The organism is Janibacter anophelis NBRC 107843 (genome assembly GCF_001570945.1).
Classification (GTDB): Bacteria; Actinomycetota; Actinomycetes; order Actinomycetales; family Dermatophilaceae; genus Janibacter; species Janibacter anophelis.
On record NZ_BCSQ01000064.1, the window covers coordinates 1 to 18442 of the forward strand.

Consider the following 18442-nt stretch of genomic DNA (forward strand, 5'->3'; position numbering starts at 1 on the left):
GAGGCGCACGCCAGCATGAGCGTGCGCCGGATGAGTCTGGCCGCCTGCGACACCGCCGTGCGGTCCGCCCGCACCCCAATGGCCCCGGCCGCTCGCGTCGGTAACGTTCTCGTTGACGCCGGCCACCCTCATGCCGACACGCCAGACGAAGTCGCCGGGGCGCAGGTTGGAAGCGCGGAGACGGGCGCCCTACAGGGCCGCTACCGTGGGCCAGCATGGCGCGTGAGACGGTCACCGATCCCCCGGAAAACCGGGCCTTGACCGTCGCGTACGTGACCGACATGACGCCAGCGTGCCCACGGCGTACTCAGCCGTGGTCATGCCCGCCTCGCACGCCCACCGGGCCCGATGACCCCATCGGACGATGGACCTCTTCATGGGAAGCTCCTCCCCTTCGGCGGCACCCGTTGTGCCGCGGTGAGATCCACCCTTCGCCCTCCGATCCCCCAGCGGGAGACGGTCCGCCGACCTGTGGTCGACGCCCGGACCGGCCCTGCCGTTGGGGATGAGCCCCTTCACCCCAGCTGGGTCCCCACGAGCACGGCCACGATCGGCACGACGGCCGTGGCCACGAAGGCCGGCAGGAAGCACAGCCCGAGCGGCAGCACGAGCATGACGGCGGCGGCGCCACCGGCCTGCTCGAGCCGACGCGCCTCCGTGTCACGCAGGGTGGACGCGGCGTCGAGCAGGACCGACGCCGACGGAGCACCGACCGCGTCGGCGACGACGAAGGCCGTGGCCGCCGGACCCCAGACGTCCCGGGCGTAGGCCCACGCCTGGGACATCGAGCGTCCCCACCGCAGGGCGGCCGCGACCCGTTGCAGGTCCTCCCGTGCGCCCGCCGACGAGACCTCCGCGACCTCCTCGAGCGCCTGGACCAACCCACGGCCCGACTGGAGGGCCAGTGCCAAGAGCACGGTCGCGTCGGCCACGTCGTCGACCGTCAAGGCGTTCGCCGTCGGGGCGCCGACCACGCCGAGTTCCCGTCGCAGCCAGCCCACGCGGGCCGACCGACCCGGCCAGACCCAGGCGGCGACCACCACGAGCGCTGCCACCGTCGCGCTCACGGGTGCTCCTTGGGCGCGACCGCACGCGCAAGCACCCACCTGCAGACGAGCCAGCCGACGGCCGTGAGGACGAGCCCCACCACCGCACAGGTCAGGGTCACCACGCTGTGTCCGTACACCTCCCACGGGGTCAGGCCGAAGGCGAACCCCGCGAGCAGCCCCACGAGCGGCAGGAGGGTGAGCATCCGCATCGTCGCCCGCGCCCCGGCCGTCGACGCCTCCAAGCGGCGCCGGGCCTGCACCCGCGCCCGCAGGACCTGGGCGCTCGTGGTCATCGAGGGAGCGAGTGCCACGCCGAGGTCCTCGCTCAGGGCCCACGCACCGGCCACGGCACCCAGCTCCGGGCGGTGCGCCGCGTGCCGACGCCAGACCGCCCCGGCCGCACCACCCGCCGCCAGCTCGTCGCGGACCTCCGCGAGGACACCACGCCAGGCTCTGGGAGCCTCTCGCGAGACCACCTCGACGGCCGCCACCGGCGTCGCGCCGGAGCGCAGCGCCATGGCGAGCAGGTCGGCCACACCGGCCAAGGACTCCAGGTCCTGCACCCGGCCGTCGCCGCTCCGGCGCCACGGCACCCAGGCCGGCACCCGGGACGTCAGCGCCGCCGGACCACTCCGCCGCAGACCGCCCGGGACCTGCCCCGGCCAGACGAGGACGGCGGCGAGGACGAGCCCCACGACGGCGAGAGTCATGACCGAGTCCCCGGCAGCGCGCCGATCGAGTCGACGACCCGGCGCCCGCCCTCGCGCCGCAGGTGCACGACCACCTCGAGTGCGCTGGCCACCTGGGCCCGCACCGCGTCGCGACTCATTCCGGCGAGCGCCCCCAGTGCCTCGAGACGACTGGGCACGTCCTCCGCGCGGTTGGCGTGAAGCGTGCCGCAGCCCCCTTCGTGCCCCGTGTTGAGCGCGAGGAGCAGGTCGCGGACCTCCGCTCCGCGCACCTCGCCGACGACCAGCCGGTCCGGGCGCATGCGCAGTGCCTGACGCACCAGGTCGACCATCGTCACCTCGCCGGCGCCCTCGGTGTTGGCCGAGCGGGCCTGCAACCGCACGACGTGCGGGTGCCCGACCTGGATCTCACCGACGTCCTCGACGACCACCAGGCGCTCGTCCGCCGGCACCTCGGCCAGCAGGGCGGCGAGCAGCGTGGTCTTGCCCGTCCCCGTCCCGCCCGTCACGACGTAGGCCCGGCGCTCGTGCACCATCTGCCGCAGCTCCTGCGCCTGACCGGCCGTGGCCATCCCGAGCTCCACGAGCGCCGCCAGCCCCCCGCCCCGGTGCCGCGGGATCCGCAGGCTCAGGTGGGCACCGCCGGCGGCCAGGGGAGGCAGCACCGCGTGCAGCCGGATGCCCCGGGGTAGGAGTCCGTCCACCCAGGGCTGGGCGTCGTCGAGTCGCCGACCAGCCGTGGCCGACAGCCGGGTGGCGAGCCGACGCACCGCCTCGGCGTCCCCGACCTCCACGTCGGCACGGGTCACCCCCGCCCCACGGTCGACCCAGACCGATCCGTCACCGTTGACGAGCACGTCGGTCACCCGCTCGTCCGCGACGAGGGGCTCGAGAACCCCGAGCCCCATGAGGTCGGCCCGCAGCTCCCCCGACCGCCGGACCGCGCCCGAGCTGCCCAGACGCACCTCCTCGGCACGGGCCACCGCGTCGATGACCAGTGGGTCGGGAGCCCGCCCGGCCCGGACGTGCGCGTCGATCGCGCTCGACCACCTCACGACGCAAGCTCCAGGACACGGTCGGCGAGTGGGGTCGAGGGCGCCGGCAGGGCAGCGGCCAGGGCGCGCGCCACCTGCCCGACGGGGCCCTTCGGTCGCGGAGCCCGACCGTGCGCCTCGTCGCGCACCACCCCCGGGTCATCGACCAGGTGGTCCAGGAGCGGGAGGCCCAGGTGGTCAGCCGCCCGGTCGGCGACCCGCTCGGCCCGTCGCGGCCCACGGGTCACGAGCAGCGCGGACTCCCGACTCTCCCCCAGGGCATCCACGAGCGCCTCGCCGTCCCGCAGCCACCGAGGTCGCACCCCGACGAGCACGATGACGGCATCGGCGAGCTGGCCCCACACCGGCGGGATCCGCCCCGAGCACGGCAGGTCGACGACGACCGGTCCGACCGCGGCGAGTCCCGTGACGACGTCGCGCACCGCCGCCGGGTCCGGGCGTCGCCCGCGCACCGCGAGGACGGGCACCGGCCCCGAGGGCAGGGACCCCCGCAGCCGCGCGGCGTCGACGGCTCCCTCGTGCTCGGCCAGGTCACCCCACCGCAGCCCCTCGACGTGCTCCACCGCGACGGTCGCGTCCAACCCTCCCCCACCGAAGGCGGCGTCGACGAGCGTGGGCGAGCACTCCCGGGCGAGGACGGTCGCGGAGACGGCCGCGAGGGTGGAGGCGCCCAGCCCACCCGAGGCTGCGGTGATGACGACGACGGGATGCATGGGTCGACCCTGCCCCGCCCGACCCCGCTGCGGTGGGCGTCGGTGCGGGCTGGGGACAAACCCCTTAGCCCGTCCGAAGGTGTGGAAAGACCCTCAAATGCCCGGAAATCCGGGGGAAAAGGGGACGGCCCCGGCGGGGGAGCGCCGGGGCCGTCAACGCGCGGACTCCGGGGGGGAGGGAGCCGTGCGTTGGCCGCTCAACCCGAAGGGAGCAGCTGACAAGCAACTCTAATACGCATTCGTGGATACGCAATTCGGGAGCGGCCGACCAGCGATCCGGGACTCATCCCAGGCGTCCCGAGCGGACCGAGTCGGCCACCCGCCACCCCTCCTCGGCGCCCGCGACGAGCGAGTCACCGCAGTGCTTGAGCCACAGGGAGACGCCCGGAGGACCACCGTGGACGTAGCCGTTGAGCGAGCCCAGGTAGGCAGGACCGCCCTCGTGCCCGTGGCCGGCCTCCGGCACCGCCACACCCGTCGGGTCCAGCCCGGTGGCGGCGATGAGGGCGCGCTCCACGGCACGGGCGACGAGCCCGTTGCCGACGACGAAGGGACGCACCGTCGCGATCTCGGCGTGCACGATCGAGGCGACGACGAGGGCGGGCGCCTCGCTCGCGGAGCGCATGAGCTCGATGATGCCGTCGAGCCGCTGCCGCAGCTCGGCGCCGGTCGGCGCAGGGCCGAGGTCGGCGAACTCCTCGCCCCCCTCCCCCTCGACCCGCGGTCGGCCCAGCTGGTCGCGGTCGTCGACGAGCTGCGCCGCGGCGGCCGTGTGCAGCCGCGCCAGGGCCTGTCCCGGCGAGCGCGTGATGAGGTCGCGCAGGTGCTCGCTCTCGGCGGTGGCGGAGATGGCGCCGTGGATGACCCGCTCGGCCGGGTCCGGGTCGGCGCTGCGCTCCCGCGCACCCATCATCAGCTCACGCACGATCGAAGCCGTCGAGCGCGCGCCGTCGAGCTCGGCGCTGGCCCACGCCCCGCGGACCCGCGACTCGGCCGCGGCCTCCGGGATGCGGCGGCGCAGGGCCTCGTGCCAGCGCAGCTGCGTGCACACCTCCCGGGCGCGGTCGGACGCCTCAGCGACCTCCGGCAGAGCGGCGAGCTGGGTCAGGGCGGCGACGAGCGGGCTGGAGTCAGGCACCCCGACAGACTAGGCGGCACTAGGGTTCGCCCATGACTGCCGGCCTGCACGCACCCACCGTGGTGGTCGTCACGGGCGCCTTCCTCGCGCTCTGGCTGGTCGTGGCGCTCGTGCGCTGGCGGCGGGCCCGACCCGGCTTCATCTCGGTCACCGACCAAGCGACCTACGAGACCCTGCACACCGCCTCCGAGGCCGCGCGGCACCTCGCCGACGGCTTCACCGACGACGGCTGCGAGCGCGCCGCACCGTACCTGCGCGCCATGCTCGCCACCCCCGGTCTGGCCGTGTGCGACACCTCCGGCGTCATCGTCTGGGAGGGCGAAGGGAGACACCACCTGCCTGCCGTGATGGACCAGGCAGCACCGGTCCTCACGTCAGGACAGACCGTGGTCCTCGGCCCCGACGTCGTCACCTGCGACTCGACGGAGTGCCAGATCCGGGCGGCGGTCATCGCCCCGGTGACCGTCGACGACCGGGTCATCGGCGCCGTCGCCGGCTACGGCCCGACCGTCTCGGCCGGGCTGGCCCGCGCCGCGGAGGAGGTCGCCACGTGGGTCTCGACCCAGGTCGAGCTGGCCGACCTCGGGTACGAGCGCACCCGGGCCATGGAGGCCGAGCTGCGGGCCCTGCGGGCGCAGATCTCCCCCCACTTCATCTACAACTCCCTCGCGGCGATCGCCTCCTTCGTGCGCACCGACCCCGGCCGCGCCCGCGAGCTGCTGCTCGAGTTCGCCGACTTCACTCGCTACGCCCTGCGCCGCGGCGGCGCCTTCACGACCGTGAGCGAGGAGCTGCGCAATGTGGAGCGCTACCTCGTCCTCGAGCAGGCACGCTTCGGCGACCGGCTGGGCATCACGCTCAAGATCGCCCCCGAGGTGCTACCGGTGCGCGTGCCCTACCTCGCCATCCAGCCGCTGGTGGAAAACGCGGTGCGCCACGGCCTGGCACCCAAGGAGGGGCCCGGCCACGTCACCCTGAGCGTCACCGACCACGGCACCGAGGCCGAGATCAGCGTCGACGACGACGGCGTCGGCGCCCATCCCGACGCCATCCGCAAGATCCTCGACGGGCAGACCAGGGCGGACTCCGTCGGCCTGGGCAATGTCGACGCCCGGCTGCGGCAGGTCTACGGCGAGGAGTTCGGCCTCGTGGTCGACACCGCCCCCGGGGCGGGCATGAAGGTCTCCTTCCGGGTGCCCAAGTACTCCCCGGCGCTCGAGGAACCGGCCTAGTCTGTCTGCCATGCCGCGCCCCCAGCCCACAGCGCTCACCGTGCTCGTCGTCGACGACGAGGCCCCCGCGCGCAACGAGGTCGCCTGGCTGCTCGACCAGGACGAGCGCGTCGGCCGGGTCCTCACCGCCGCGAGCGGCACGGCCGCCTTGGCCGCCCTCGAGCGTGAGGCCGTCGACGTGGTCTTCAGCGACATCTCGATGCCGGGGCTGGACGGGATGCAGCTCGCGCGGGTCATCCGCCGGTTCACCGAGCGCCCGCAGGTCGTCTTCGTCACCGCCCACGACACCCACGCCGTCGACGCCTTCGACCTCGACGCCGTCGACTACCTCATGAAGCCGGTGCGCCCCGAGCGCATCGGCGAGGCCGTGCGCCGCTGCCTGGCCGCGAGCGACCGCGACACCCAGCCGGCCGCGACGCCCGAGGACGACGAGACGATCCCCGTCGAGCTCGGCGGCGTCACCCGATTCGTCCCCCGCAGCGACATCCGCTGGGTGCAAGCGCAGGGCGACTACGCCCGGCTGCACACCCCCACGGGCTCGCACCTCGTGCGCATCCCGCTGGCGACCCTCGAGGAGCAGTGGGCCGACGCCGGCTTCGTGCGCATCCACCGCTCCACGCTCGTCTCGACGCGGCACATCAGCGAGATCCACAACGACGGGGGCCGTTGCTCGGTCATCGTCGACGGCACCGAGCTGCAGGTGAGCCGCCGGCACACCCGGCACCTGCGCGGCACCCTGCTGCGGCCCCGCCAGACACCGGACGACGGGTGAGCCAACCTCCCCAGCGGGTCCGGGTCACCCGGACCCGACGTCCGACCCGCCGCGACCGGCCACCGACCGTCCGTGACGAGATCGCCGGGCACTCGAGGCTCGGCACCACCTACGTCAGTTCCCTCGTGCGCGCCCAGCTGCAGCTGTCGCTGAGCACGCTCGCCTTCGGCGCGGTGACCCTCGGCGCACTACCGCTGCTCTTCGCGCTCGTGCCGCCCGCCCGACGGCTGTCCGTCCTCGGGGTCCCCCTGCCGTGGGTCGTCCTCGGCGTCCTCGTCTACCCGGGCGTCGTTCTCACCGCCCGGTGGTACACCCGGGCCAGCGAGCGTCTCGAGCGCGACTTCGGCGACGTGGTGGGGCGGCGGTGAGCGAACCGCTCAGCGTGCTGGCGATCGCCCTCGTCTGCCTCACGACGCTCACCCTCGGCGGCCTCGGCCTGCGGCTGGCCAAGGGGACGAGCGACTTCTACGTCGCCGGACGCGCCGTCACGCCGTGGCGCAATGCGAGCGCCATCGGTGGCGAGTACCTGTCGGCCGCGAGCTACCTCGGTGTCGCGGGCCTCGTCTACGACCAGGGCATCGACATGCTGTGGATGCCGATCGGCTACACGGTCGGCTACCTCGTCCTGCTCATCCTCATCGCGGCTCCCCTGCGCCGCTCGGGCGCCTACACGCTGCCCGACTTCGCCGAGTCGCGCCTGGAGTCGCGCACGCTGCGCCGTGGCTGCGCGCTGCTCGTCGTCGGCATCGGGTGGCTCTACCTGCTGCCGCAGATGCAGGGGGCGGGACTCGCCCTGCGGCACGTGAGCGGTCTGCCCACGTGGGTCGGCGCCACCGTCCTCACGGTCATCGTCGTGCTCAATGTCGCGGCCGGTGGCATGCGCTCGGTGACCCTCGTGCAGTCCGTGCAGTACTGGATCAAGCTCACCGCGATCGCCGTCCCCGCCTTCGTCCTGCTCCTCGTCTGGCAGCGCGCGGGCAGTCCCGCCCCGCAGGCGCAGGCCTCGTGGTGGGAGCCGCTCACCAGTGAGGGGCCCACGAGTCGCACCCTCTTCACGACGTACAGCACCCTCGCCGCGCTGTGCCTGGGCACGATGGGCCTGCCGCACATCGCGGTCCGGTTCTACACCAACCCCGACGGCGTCGCCGCCCGTCGCACCACCGTCTCCGTCCTCGCCCTGCTGAGCGTCTTCTACCTCTTCCCGCCCGTCTACGGATACCTCGGTCGGGCCTACCTCGACTCGGGCGACATCGCCGGGGACGCCAGCCGCACCGTGGTCCTCGCCCTGCCCGGCGCCATGCTCCCCGGACTCGACGGACAGCTGCTCACCGCCCTCGTCGCCGGCGGCGCGTTCGCGGCCTTCCTCGCCACGGCATCCGGCGTCGCGATGTCCGTCGCGGGCGCCATCGACCAGGACGTGCTGCGCCCCCTGGGCGCCCGGCTGGCGCGCGACACGTCCCCGTCCTCGTCCTTCCGTCTCGCCGCGCTCGTCGGGGTGCTCGCCCCCTTCGTCGCCGCCTGCACCGCCGAGCCGATCGGCATCTCCTCCGCGGTCGGCCACGCCTTCGCGATCGCGGCCGCGACCTTCGCCCCGCTCCTCATCCTCGGCGTCTGGTGGTCCCGGCTCACGGCGAAGGGAGCAGCAGCGGGCGTCGGAGTGGGCGGCCTGAGCACGGTGCTCGCCGCCATCGTCTCCGTCACGGAGATGGCGCCGGCCGGCTGGCCCGACGCGCTCGTCTCCGCCCCCGCAGCGTGGGCGACGCCGCTCGCCTTCGCGGTGACGATCACCGTCTCCCTGCTTACCCCGGCCTCCCGGCCACGACGGTGGGCCCGCACGATGACGCGGCTCCACACACCCGAGGACGTGCTCGCCGAGACCGGCTGAGTCGTCCCGACCGTTCGTCGCGCCGGGTCCACCGTTCGTCGCGGGGTCGCCTCCCGCACGGCGACGAGCGGACCCGCCGACCGCGCGACCTGCGTCGCGGCCACGACCGCGGCCGTGATGGGCACCACTGTTGGACGCGTCCGGGCGACGACGCCCGGGCCCACCCACTACCGGAGGTGAGCCATGAGCAACGACGCTCATCCGCTCGGCGAGCGCTACATCGCCGTCCAGGAGTCCGAGGAGTTCGGCGACCTGCGCCGCACCTTCCGCGGCTTCGTCTTCCCCGTGACCGCGTTCTTCCTCGCGTGGTACTTCCTCTACGTCCTGCTGTCGATGTTCGCGCCCGGATTCATGAGCACCAAGGTCTTCGGCAACATCAACATCGGGGTCATCCTCGGCCTCGGGCAGTTCGTCACGACCTTCGCCATCACGATCATCTACGTGCGCTGGGCCAGCCGGGTCTTCGACCCCAAGGCCGAAGAGGTCTTCAACCAGGTCGGCGCCGGCACCACGGAGGTGGACTGATGATCCCCGCACTCGTCACCGAGGCCCAGACGGGCTCCCCCGCCCTCAACATCTCGATCTTCGTCGTCTTCGTCGTCGTGACGCTGGCGATCGTCGTCAAGGTCGCCTCCGGGCACAAGACCGCCAGCCAGATGTACACCGGCGGCGCCTCCTTCTCCGGCCGGCAGAACGGCTTGGCCATCGCGGGTGACTACCTGTCCGCCGCGAGCTTCCTCGGCATCGCCGGCGCCATCGCCCTGCAGGGCTACGACGGCTTCCTCTACTCCATCGGCTTCCTCGTCGCGTGGCTCGTCGCCCTGCTGCTCGTCGCCGAGCTCTTCCGCAACACCGGCCGGTTCACCCTCGCCGACGTGCTGACCTACCGCCTCAAGCAGCGGCCGATGCGCATCGCGACCGCCAGCTCGGTCCTCGCGGTCTCCTTCTTCTACCTGCTCGCCCAGATGGCCGGCGCCGGTGGGCTCGTCTCGCTGCTCCTCGGCGTCGACGGCTCCATGGCGCAGAACATCGTCATCGCGGTCGTCGGCATCGTCATGGTCGCCTACGTGATGATCGGCGGGATGAAGGGCACGACCTGGGTCCAGATGATCAAGGCCGTGCTGCTGATCTTCGCCGTCGCCGTCATGACGGTCTGGGTCCTGGGCAAGTTCGGCATGAACCTCTCCGGCCTCATGCAGGCGGCCGTCGACAAGAACCCCGAGGCCGGCGAAAAGCTCCTCGAGCCCGGCCTGAAGTACGGCGAGTCCCTGACGACGAAGATCGACTTCATCTCGCTGTCGCTCGCGCTCGTCCTCGGCACCGCCGGCCTGCCGCACGTGCTGCAGCGCTTCTACACCGTCCCGACGAGCCAGCAGGCCCGCAAGTCCGTCGAGTGGGCCATCTGGCTCATCGGTGGCTTCTACCTGCTGACCCTCGTCATCGGCTACGGCGCCGGTGCGCTCGTCGGTCCAGACGTCATCGCCAACGCCCCGGGCAAGGCCAACGCGGCCGCCCCGCTGCTCGCGTACGAGCTCGGCGGGTCGGTGCTGCTCGGCATCATCTCGGGCATCGCCTTCGCGACGATCCTCGCGGTCGTCGCCGGCCTGACGATCACCGCCAGCGCCAGCGTCGCCCACGACCTGTACAACCAGGTCTTCAAGAACGGCACGGCCACCCAGGACGAGGAGGTCAAGGTCTCGCGCTACGCGGCCCTCGGCACCGGCGTCGTCGCGATCCTCGGCGGCATGCTCGCCAAGGACCAGAACATCGCCTTCCTCGTCGCCCTGGCCTTCGCGGTCGCGGCGAGCGCGAACCTGCCGACCATCCTCTACAGCCTCTTCTGGCGGCGCTTCAACACCCGCGGTGCGCTGTGGTCGATGTACGGCGGCCTCGGGTCGGCGCTGGTGCTCATCGCCTTCTCCCCGGTCGTCTCGGGCTCGGAGACCGCGATGATCCCCGGCGCGGACTTCGACATCTTCCCGCTCGCCAACCCGGGCCTGATCTCGATCCCGCTGGGCTTCTTCCTCGGGTGGCTCGGTTCGGTGACGAGCCAGGAGTTCAACCGCGCCAAGTACGCCGAGATGGAGGTGCGCAGCCTCACCGGCCACGGTGTGGCGGAGGTCGTGGAGCACTGACCTTCCGACACCCATGGCGAAGGGGGGAGAGTCGAGACTCTCCCCCCTTCGTCCTGCACGTCAGGCGTTGGCGGGGACGTGGGTACCTGCACCGCGCCGTCGGATGACCGGCCTCTCACCGACGGCTCCGTCGTCGCCCCCTTCCGCTCCCAGGACGACGAAACCGTTGTCCGCCAGGAGGGCCAGGTCGTCCTGAGCGGCCTGACCCTCGGCGGTCAGGTAGTCACCCAGGAAGATGGAGTTGGCCAGGTGCAGCGCCAGTGGCTGCAGGCTGCGTAGGTGCATCTCGCGCCCTGCGGCGATGCGGATCTCGACGTCCGGGGCGAGGACGCGTGCCGCCGCGAGGATCTTCAGGCAACGCAGCGGCGTCAGCTCCCAGGTCTGCTGCTTGGGGGTGCCGTCGAAGGGGATGAGGAAGTTGACCGGGATCGACTCCGACCCCAGCTCGCGCAGCGCGACGAGCGCCTCCACGAGCTGCTCCTCACTCTCCCCCAGCCCCGCGATGAGTCCGCTGCACGCGGACAGTCCCGCCCCCTGGGCGCGGGCGACGGTGCGCACCCGGTCCTCGTAGGTGTGGGTGGTGACGATCGAGTCGTGGTGGGACTGCGCGGTGTTGATGTTGTGGTTGTAGGCGTCGACACCGGCGGCGCGCAGCCGGTCGGCCTGCCCCTCCTGGAGCAGACCCAGGCACGCGCACACCTCCACGTCCGGGTGCTCGTCCTTGATCGCGCCCACCATCCCGGCCACCCGGTCGATGTCTCGGTCGGTCGGTCCGCGTCCGCTGGCGACCATGCACACCCGCGTGGCACCGCCTCGCAGCCCGGCCTGCGCCTGGGCGAGGGCTTCCTCCTCCTTGAGCCACGTGTAGCGCAGGATCTCGCTCGTCGAGCCCAGCGCCTGGGAACAGTACCCGCAGTCCTCGGGGCAGAGGCCGGACTTGAGGTTGACGAGGTAGTTGACCTTGACCGTCATGCCGAAGTGCCGTCGCCGCAGGCGCGCCACTGCGGCCACGAGGTCGATCACTGCTTCGTCGGGGGTGCGCAGGACGGCGAGGGCGTCTTGCTCGTCCGCCTGCGCCCCGGCGAGGATGCGCTCGACGAGGTCATCGTGGGTGGTCATGGGTGTCCCTTCGGTGGTCGGTATCGATCAGTCGTCTCCCACGCCTCGGGCGTGGAGGGCCTCCCCCGTCGCGTGGGCATCGGCGACGACGCGCAGGACGAAGGGGGTCAGGCGTGCCCGCGGATCCCGCTCGAGACCGCGCGCGCGGGCCGCGTCGCGCGTCTCCTCGGCCAGACCGATGGTCACCGGGATCGTGCGCAGCACCAAGGAGCAGGCGAGCGCGACGCGCTCTGGCCGCAGCCCCCACGGCCGAAGGGGGCTCAGCGCCTCCTCGACGACGTCGAGCATCGAGTCGACAGGGGTGGTCGTCGTCACGACGGTGGCGAGCAGGACGAGGGCGAGCAGGTCACCGACCGTCGCGACGGCCCGCTCCCACCCGGTCTGGAGGGTGAGCCAGCCGCCGAGCGTCAGGGCGATGACGGTCAGGCCCCGCAGCGAGCCGGCCAGCACGACCCACGGCAGACGGGCGAGGACCACACACGTGGCTGCAGCCGCCAGCGCGATCACGGCCGAGATCCACCCGTCGACGACGGCGAGGGCCACACCGACGACGACGAGGGCCGTCAGCTTGGTCCCCGCCGACAGGCGGTGGATCACGGACTCGCCCGCCAGGTGGGTACCGATCACGTGTGCGCTCATGCTGCGCTCCGGTACTGATCGACGACGTCACCGGCCGGGCCGTCGGCGACGACGCGGCCACCGACGACGAGGAGTGCGCGGTCGCACCGGGCCGCGAGCTCGAGGTCATGGGTGACGAGGAGCAACTGCTGGGGCAGGTCCATGAGCCGGTCCGCGACCAGGCGCGCGTTGCCGAGGTCGAGCAGCGTCGTGGGCTCGTCGGCGACCAGCACGTCCGGGTTGCCGGCAAGCACGCCGGCGAGGGCGAGCAGCTGTGCCTGACCGCCCGACAGGGCGTGCACGCTGCGGTCCTCGAGCCCGTCCAGACCGTGATCGGTCAGCACCTTCCGTACCGCCTCCCGGCGACGGTCGCGGTCGCGGTGGGTGCGGCGCAGGGAGAGGCCGACGTCCTCACCCACCGTCGGCATGACGAGCTGGGCTCGGGGATCGGTGAAGGTGAAGCCCACACGGCGACGCACCTCACGCCCGTCACGAGCGACGTCGACCCCATCGACGCGCACGGAGCCGGTACTGGCTGGCACGAGGCCGTTGACGAGGCGGGCGAGCGTCGACTTGCCGGCCCCGTTGGGCCCGATGAGCGCCACGCGTGGTTCCGTGAGCTCGAGGCTCGTCTCGTCGAGGACGAGGAGACCACCCTCGGCCGTGGGTCGGCGGACGCTGACCCGCTCGAGCTCGATCAGGGCCATCAGATCCGACGCAGCAACGTCGGGAAGGCACGGTGCACAGCGGCCGCGACCAGGACCGTCGCGACCAGCTTGACGAGGTCACCCAGCCAGAAGGTGGCGTCGAGACCGACGGCCTCGGACCACCCGAGTCCGGCGCGCAGGCGCAGGCCGACGACTCCGGCGAGGTGGATGACGACCAGAGCGATCAGCCCACCGACGTAGAGCAGGACGGGCCGCGGGTCGCCGCGTCGGGCCAGGATCTGCGCGGTCAGGCCGATGACGAGGGCGCCGAAGAAGAATCCGACGATGTACCCGCCCGTCGGTCCGGTGAGGACGGGCAACCCCGAGCGTCCGTTCGCGAAGACCGGCATGCCGGCCGCACCCACGAGGATCCACAGCAGAACCGCGTAGGAGCCCCGTCGCGCGCCGAGGACCGCGCCGGCGAGCAGAACCCCGAAGGTCTGCAGCGTGATCGGCACGAAGGTCGAGATGTTGATGGCCGGCAGGATCGAGCAGACGGCGGTCAGGGCGGCGAAGGCCGCGACGAGAGCGAGGTCGACGGATGCGCTCACGCGCTGCGTCGTGGTGGACGTGGTCATGGGATCATCCTAGGTGAACGGCGTTCAGTTGGGTGAACGGAGTTCAGGTTAGGGTGGGCCTCGTGTCCGGTCAAGCGCGCCCTCAGCCCCTCACTAGCCAGGAGATCGTCGGCACCACGTTGTCGCTCCTCGCCCGAGTCGGCCTGCCCGACCTGACGATGCGGGCGATCGGCGCCGAGCTCGGGGTGCAGCAGAGCGCGCTCTACCACCACTTCGCCAACAAGCAGGCCCTGCTGGGAGCGGCGGCCGACGCCATCCTCCTGCGCGGCCCGCGCACCGCTCCTCCGACCGACGCGACCTGGCAGGAGCGGGTGCGACTAAGGTGCACCGATCTCCATGCGGCCGTGACCGCCTACCCCGACGGCGCCGACCTGGTCATGAGCATGTGGGCCTTCGGGGTGGGTGCCGCCGCCCCCGTCGACGAGCTGTGCGACCTGCTCACCGACGCCGGGCTCGACGACGCGGACACGCCGACGGCGGCCCGTGCCCTGCTGCACTTCGTCTACGGGCACGCCTACGACGAGCAGTCCCACGCCCAGGCGGCCCGCAGCGGGATCGCCAGTGCGGAGCGGGTCTCTGGCGTCTTCGACACCGGGCTCGACATCGTCGTGGACGGCATCGAGGCGCGCAGCGGGGGCTGAGCCCTCGATGCGCGCCTCGATCCGCAGGTGCGGCTACTTCTTCCAGACGACCGCGCCGTCGTCGGCGTAGTCACCCTCGTACGGGGCGTACTGGGCGCCCCCGACCTCCTGGCCGGCGGAGACCATCGCCACCTGGCAGGTCGTCTCCGTGTCGCCCGGGCCGAAGTCGTCCGGGATGGAGTTGCTGTCGCACTTCTCGAAGGGAGAGGTGCCGATGAGGATCAGCGTCGAGGCCTTGCTGCCGTCCGCGAGGATCGGGTCGACGTCGTCGAGGATGTCGCCGCCGAGCTCGCTCGAGCTGTCGGTGCCCGACATCTCGTACTGCACGTAGACGGGCGTGTAGTCCTTGTACTTGTCGGCGTCCTTGAGCTTCGACAGGTCCGCCGAGTTGCCCGTGGTGATCTCGGTGACCTTGAGGCCGATCGTCGCGCCGTCGTCGCCCTGCGGGATGGTGGCTGTGTCACCCACCGACAGCTCCGTGCCCGGCTCGGCGAGACCGGCGGGTGCAGCGCCGTCCTCGCCCTCGGCGTCGTCCTCGGACTCCGCGTCCTCGGACTCGGACTCCGTCGGCTCCGTCTCCTCGGTCTCTGTGGCCTCGTCCGACGAGGTCTCGGACTGCGTCGACTCGCTCGTGGCCGAACTGGTCGTGCTGGTCGTCGTGGTGTCGTCGTCGGACCCACCGCAGGCGGTGAGGGCCAGGGCCGCGACGGCCAGCAGGCCGGCGGCGCTCGTGCGTCGGCTGGTCATTGGCTCTCCCCTTCGTGGTCGCGGGAGGCTCTCCCCCCGTGCCACGCAGCCTACGGATCGACTCAGGCCGGCGACATGGGGAACAGTCCCCGGCGCTCGGCCTCGGCCCGCAGCCGGGCCGCCGAGTCGTCGTCGACCGTGGTGAAGAAGTCCCCGACGACGTCCTCGAGGTGCCCCACCGAACGCGCGGCGAACAGCACCGGCTGGTAGGCGGTGATGTCGTAGTTGAGCGTGCCCATGTCGGCCAGGTCGAGGTCGCGGATCTCCATGTGCGCGAACTCCTGGATCTCGCCGTAGCTGGAGAGGATGCCGGCCCCGTAGGCCTTGAGGTCATCGCCCTCGTACATGACGCCGAACTCGATGGAGAACCAGAAGACGTCGGCGACGAGCTTCATCGCCTCGTCGGTGGCCAGCCGCAGCGAGGCCTGGCCGGCCGCCTCGGTGATCGCCGCGAAGCGGGGGCTGGCCAGCTGGTTGGCGTGACCGATGACCTCGTGGATGATGTCCGGCTCCGGGGTGTAGAGCGGCTCGCTCCCGTGGCGCAGGTACTGGGTGGAGTTGAAGGTGCGCGAGCCCAGGTCGGCGTAGAAGTCGCGCAGCGGGACCAGGCCGGGCGCGCACACATAGTTCCAGCCGGACAGGGGCAGGAGGCGCTCGGTCACCTCGGCCAGCTGCGGCACGTGGTCGGTCGGCAGCCCCAGGCGCTCCTTGGCGGTCAGGTACTCGCTGTGCGCGAGACGCTCGTGCAGCGGCGCCAGCTCACGACTGACCCGGCTCCACACCGCGTGCTCGTCGTCGGTGTACGCGATCGTCGGCACCGGCTCGTGCTGCCGGTCCCAGGACAGTGCCACGCCGGCGATCTCGCCGCGGCGGCGCAGGTACCCGGCGTCGTCACGACCCGGGTGGGTGTCCGCGAGGTGGACCTCGACGGTCCCGTCCTCGTGCTCGGTCACGGGTGAGTACAGCTGGCCCTCGGTGAACACGTCAACCACCTCCTTGTGGTCAGACAACCGTGACAGATCGCGCGGATCCGCACCACGGAACCGAGAATCGCTGGTCAGAGTGTGCAGCCCCGTCGCAGGGGCCTCGGCGCGCCCCTGTGCACTGTGACCACCCGCACCCGGACCGCTCGTCGCGGTGCGTCCCGCGCCCGGCGACGAAGTGGGACCCCGCCGTTGTGCTCCCGTGGCCCGGGGTGAAAGGTGGGGGGTGACACACGTTCGCGCGATGGAGCGCGACGACTCGACGAGGAGGACATGTGACGGACTACGCCCCCACCCCAGCGTTCACCGAGCAGGCGATCGGCCAGGCCGGACTCTACGACGAGGCCGCCGCCGACCACGAGGCCTTCTGGGCCGCACGGGCCAGGGAGTACGTCACCTGGAGCACCGACTTCGACACCACGCTCGACTGGAGCGACGCTCCCTTCGCCAAGTGGTACGTCGGTGGGCAGCTCAACGCGGCCTACAACTGCGTGGACCGCCACGTCGAGGCCGGCAACGGCGACCGCGTCGCCATCCACGCCGTCGCCGCGTCCGGGGAGGACCGGGCGATCACCTACGCCGACCTCCAGCGCGAGGTGTGCAAGGCGGCCAACGCCCTCGAGTCCCTCGGTGTGGCGAAGGGGGACCGCGTCGCCATCTACATGCCGATGATCCCCGAGGCGGTCGTCGCGATGCTCGCCTGCGCCCGCATCGGCGCGCCGCACTCCGTCGTCTTCGGCGGGTTCTCCTCCGACGCCCTCAAGGCGCGCATCGAGGACGGCGAGGCCAAGGTCGTCATCACCAGCGACGGACAGTTCCGCAAGGGCAAGGCCATGCCGCTCAAGGACGCGGTCGACCGCGCCGTGGAGGGCACGACCGCGAGCAAGGTCCTCGTCGTGCAGCGCACCGGCATCGACGTGGCGTGGGACGACGAGCGCGACGTGTGGTGGCACGAGGTCGTCGAGTCGGCCTCCGACCAGCACGAGGCGCAGCCGCACGACAGCGAGCACCCGCTCTTCATCCTCTACACCTCGGGGACCACGGGGAAGCCGAAGGGCATCCTGCACACCACCGGGGGCTACCTGACCCAGTGCGCGTACACCAACGCGGTCGTGCACGACCTGCACCCGCAGAGCGATGTCTACTGGTGCACCGCCGACATCGGTTGGGTGACCGGACACAGCTACATCGTCTACGGCCCGCTGGCCAACGGCGCGACCCAGGTGCTCTTCGAGGGCACCCCCGACAGCCCGCACCAGGGGATCTTCTGGGAGATCGTCGACAAGTACAAGGTCTCGATCCTCTACACGGCGCCGACCGCGATCCGCACCTTCATGAAGTGGGGTGCGGACATCCCCGCCAAGTACGACCTGTCCTCGCTGCGGGTCCTCGGCTCGGTCGGCGAGCCGATCAACCCCGAGGCCTGGCGCTGGTACCGCGACAACATCGGTGACGGCACCACCCCCATCGTCGACACCTGGTGGCAGACGGAGACCGGGGCGATCATGAACTCGCCGCTCCCGGGCGTCACCGAGCTCGAGCCGGGCAGCTCGCAGAAGCCGATCCCGGGCATCTCGGCGGAGATCCTCGACGACGAGGGCCAGCCGCTGACCGAGCCGGAAAAGGTGGGCTACCTCGTCCTCACCAAGCCGTGGCCGGCGATGCTGCGTGGCGTGTGGGGCGACCCCCAGCGCTACAAGGACACGTACTGGAGCCGCTTCGGTCCGGAGTACTACTTCGCCGGCGACGGCGCCAAGTACGACGACAAGGGCAACATCTGGATCCTCGGGCGGGTCGACGACGTCATGAACGTCTCGGGTCACCGCATGTCCACCGCCGAGATCGAGTCGGCCCTCGTCTCCCACCCGCGCGTGGCCGAGGCGGCCGTTGTGGGCGCCAGCGACGAGACGACCGGTCAGGCAGTGGTTGCCTTCGTCATCCTGCGCCAGGACGGCGCCGAGGGCGGCCTCGAGGGTGACGACCTCGTCCAGGAGCTGCGCAACCACGTGGGCCAGCAGATCGGCCCGATCGCCAAGCCGCGCTCGATCATGGTCGTCGACGAGCTGCCCAAGACCCGATCGGGCAAGATCATGCGTCGCCTGCTCAAGGACGTCGCGGAGAACCGTGAGATCGGAGACGTCACGACCCTCGCCGACTCCTCGGTCATGAACCTGATCAAGCAGGGCATGGACAAGCCGGCCGCGGACTGACGCAGACCCAGCACAACGACGAAGGGCGGTCCACCCGATGGTGGACCGCCCTTGCGTTGTCTGCACTTCCCTGGATGGACCCGCGGAAATGGTCGTGCACGACCCGGACATGGATATCTGGTCGTGAATGTGCGAGAGCCCCCAACACGGGGTGTTGGGGGCTCTCGACTT

Annotated in this window: 20 protein-coding genes; 8 read left to right on the forward strand and 12 right to left on the reverse strand. The window is 71.8% G+C overall.

Features of this window, described 5'->3' with window-relative positions; translation table 11 throughout:
* Window positions 1-231: 231 nt before the first annotated feature.
* The 6 genes from JAN01S_RS17785 to JAN01S_RS14115 all read right to left on the reverse strand — a co-directional run bounded on the left by JAN01S_RS17785 (window position 232) and on the right by JAN01S_RS14115 (window position 4644).
* Complete coding sequence (locus tag JAN01S_RS17785; RefSeq protein WP_157075765.1) at window positions 232-378, reverse strand: DUF4244 domain-containing protein; 147 nt, start codon at window positions 376-378, stop codon at window positions 232-234.
* Window positions 379-515: 137 nt separating this feature from the next.
* Window positions 516-1067, reverse strand: a complete 552-nt coding sequence (locus tag JAN01S_RS14095) for a type II secretion system F family protein (RefSeq protein ID WP_068319249.1) — start codon at window positions 1065-1067, stop codon at window positions 516-518.
* A complete protein-coding gene (locus tag JAN01S_RS14100) occupies window positions 1064-1759 on the reverse strand; it encodes a type II secretion system F family protein (protein WP_068319250.1) in 696 nt (231 codons plus the stop codon). The genes JAN01S_RS14095 and JAN01S_RS14100 overlap by 4 nt, the downstream gene beginning before the upstream one ends.
* Complete coding sequence (locus tag JAN01S_RS14105; RefSeq protein WP_068319251.1) at window positions 1756-2793, reverse strand: TadA family conjugal transfer-associated ATPase; 1038 nt, start codon at window positions 2791-2793, stop codon at window positions 1756-1758. Before JAN01S_RS14105 ends, JAN01S_RS14100 begins: the two co-directional genes overlap by 4 nt.
* On the reverse strand, window positions 2790-3506 hold the full coding sequence (locus tag JAN01S_RS14110) for a CpaE-like family protein (protein ID WP_068319252.1): 717 nt from the start codon (window positions 3504-3506) through the stop codon (window positions 2790-2792). The genes JAN01S_RS14105 and JAN01S_RS14110 overlap by 4 nt, the downstream gene beginning before the upstream one ends.
* 283 nt (window positions 3507-3789) lie before the next feature.
* Window positions 3790-4644 carry a Fic family protein gene (locus JAN01S_RS14115; RefSeq protein ID WP_068319253.1) on the reverse strand — a complete coding sequence of 285 codons (855 nt, stop codon included), beginning with the start codon at window positions 4642-4644 and terminating at the stop codon, window positions 3790-3792.
* Window positions 4645-4676: 32 nt separating this feature from the next.
* On the opposite strand from JAN01S_RS14115, the gene JAN01S_RS14120 reads away from it, so the two are divergent.
* From JAN01S_RS14120 to JAN01S_RS14145, 6 genes are all read left to right on the forward strand, one after another.
* The gene (locus tag JAN01S_RS14120; protein ID WP_174522299.1) at window positions 4677-5876 is read left to right on the forward strand and encodes a sensor histidine kinase; all 1200 of its coding nucleotides are present in this window, start codon (window positions 4677-4679) and stop codon (window positions 5874-5876) included.
* A 10-nt stretch (window positions 5877-5886) separates the two neighbouring features.
* Window positions 5887-6648: a LytR/AlgR family response regulator transcription factor gene (locus tag JAN01S_RS14125; RefSeq protein WP_068319254.1), complete on the forward strand. Its 762-nt coding sequence runs from the start codon at window positions 5887-5889 to the stop codon at window positions 6646-6648.
* Window positions 6645-7016, forward strand: a complete 372-nt coding sequence (locus JAN01S_RS14130) for a hypothetical protein (protein ID WP_068319255.1) — start codon at window positions 6645-6647, stop codon at window positions 7014-7016. Before JAN01S_RS14125 ends, JAN01S_RS14130 begins: the two co-directional genes overlap by 4 nt.
* Window positions 7013-8533, forward strand: a complete 1521-nt coding sequence (locus tag JAN01S_RS14135; protein WP_068319256.1) for a sodium/solute symporter — start codon at window positions 7013-7015, stop codon at window positions 8531-8533. Before JAN01S_RS14130 ends, JAN01S_RS14135 begins: the two co-directional genes overlap by 4 nt.
* A gap of 183 nt (window positions 8534-8716) precedes the next feature.
* Window positions 8717-9058: a DUF485 domain-containing protein gene (locus JAN01S_RS14140; protein WP_068319257.1), complete on the forward strand. Its 342-nt coding sequence runs from the start codon at window positions 8717-8719 to the stop codon at window positions 9056-9058.
* On the forward strand, window positions 9058-10668 hold the full coding sequence (locus JAN01S_RS14145; protein WP_068319258.1) for a monocarboxylic acid transporter: 1611 nt from the start codon (window positions 9058-9060) through the stop codon (window positions 10666-10668). The genes JAN01S_RS14140 and JAN01S_RS14145 overlap by 1 nt, the downstream gene beginning before the upstream one ends.
* Window positions 10669-10728: 60 nt before the next feature.
* Here JAN01S_RS14145 and bioB read toward each other — a convergent pair whose 3' ends face one another.
* From bioB to JAN01S_RS14165, 4 genes are read right to left on the reverse strand one after another with little or no spacing between them, the layout of a single operon-like run.
* Window positions 10729-11787: a biotin synthase BioB gene (bioB, locus tag JAN01S_RS14150; protein WP_068319259.1), complete on the reverse strand. Its 1059-nt coding sequence runs from the start codon at window positions 11785-11787 to the stop codon at window positions 10729-10731.
* A gap of 27 nt (window positions 11788-11814) precedes the next feature.
* On the reverse strand, window positions 11815-12426 hold the full coding sequence (locus JAN01S_RS14155; protein ID WP_084360282.1) for a CbiQ family ECF transporter T component: 612 nt from the start codon (window positions 12424-12426) through the stop codon (window positions 11815-11817).
* Window positions 12423-13112 carry an energy-coupling factor ABC transporter ATP-binding protein gene (locus JAN01S_RS14160; protein ID WP_068319261.1) on the reverse strand — a complete coding sequence of 230 codons (690 nt, stop codon included), beginning with the start codon at window positions 13110-13112 and terminating at the stop codon, window positions 12423-12425. Before JAN01S_RS14160 ends, JAN01S_RS14155 begins: the two co-directional genes overlap by 4 nt.
* A complete protein-coding gene (locus JAN01S_RS14165) occupies window positions 13112-13690 on the reverse strand; it encodes a biotin transporter BioY (RefSeq protein WP_068319262.1) in 579 nt (192 codons plus the stop codon). The genes JAN01S_RS14160 and JAN01S_RS14165 overlap by 1 nt, the downstream gene beginning before the upstream one ends.
* Before the next feature lie 62 nt (window positions 13691-13752).
* Between JAN01S_RS14165 and JAN01S_RS14170 the strand changes: the two genes are divergently transcribed.
* Entirely contained in the window at window positions 13753-14331 is a 579-nt protein-coding gene (locus JAN01S_RS14170; RefSeq protein ID WP_068319267.1) for a TetR/AcrR family transcriptional regulator C-terminal domain-containing protein, read from the forward strand.
* A 33-nt stretch (window positions 14332-14364) separates the two neighbouring features.
* Here JAN01S_RS14170 and JAN01S_RS14175 read toward each other — a convergent pair whose 3' ends face one another.
* Together JAN01S_RS14175 and JAN01S_RS14180 are read right to left on the reverse strand one after the other, a co-directional pair.
* Window positions 14365-15078, reverse strand: a complete 714-nt coding sequence (locus tag JAN01S_RS14175; protein ID WP_068319263.1) for a hypothetical protein — start codon at window positions 15076-15078, stop codon at window positions 14365-14367.
* A gap of 62 nt (window positions 15079-15140) precedes the next feature.
* Window positions 15141-16061: a phenylalanine 4-monooxygenase gene (locus JAN01S_RS14180; protein ID WP_068319264.1), complete on the reverse strand. Its 921-nt coding sequence runs from the start codon at window positions 16059-16061 to the stop codon at window positions 15141-15143.
* Between the two features lie 275 nt (window positions 16062-16336).
* On the opposite strand from JAN01S_RS14180, the gene acs reads away from it, so the two are divergent.
* Window positions 16337-18271 (forward strand): acetate--CoA ligase, encoded by a 1935-nt coding sequence (acs, locus tag JAN01S_RS14185; RefSeq protein WP_068319265.1) that lies wholly within the window; start codon window positions 16337-16339, stop codon window positions 18269-18271.
* Window positions 18272-18442: the final 171 nt, after the last annotated feature.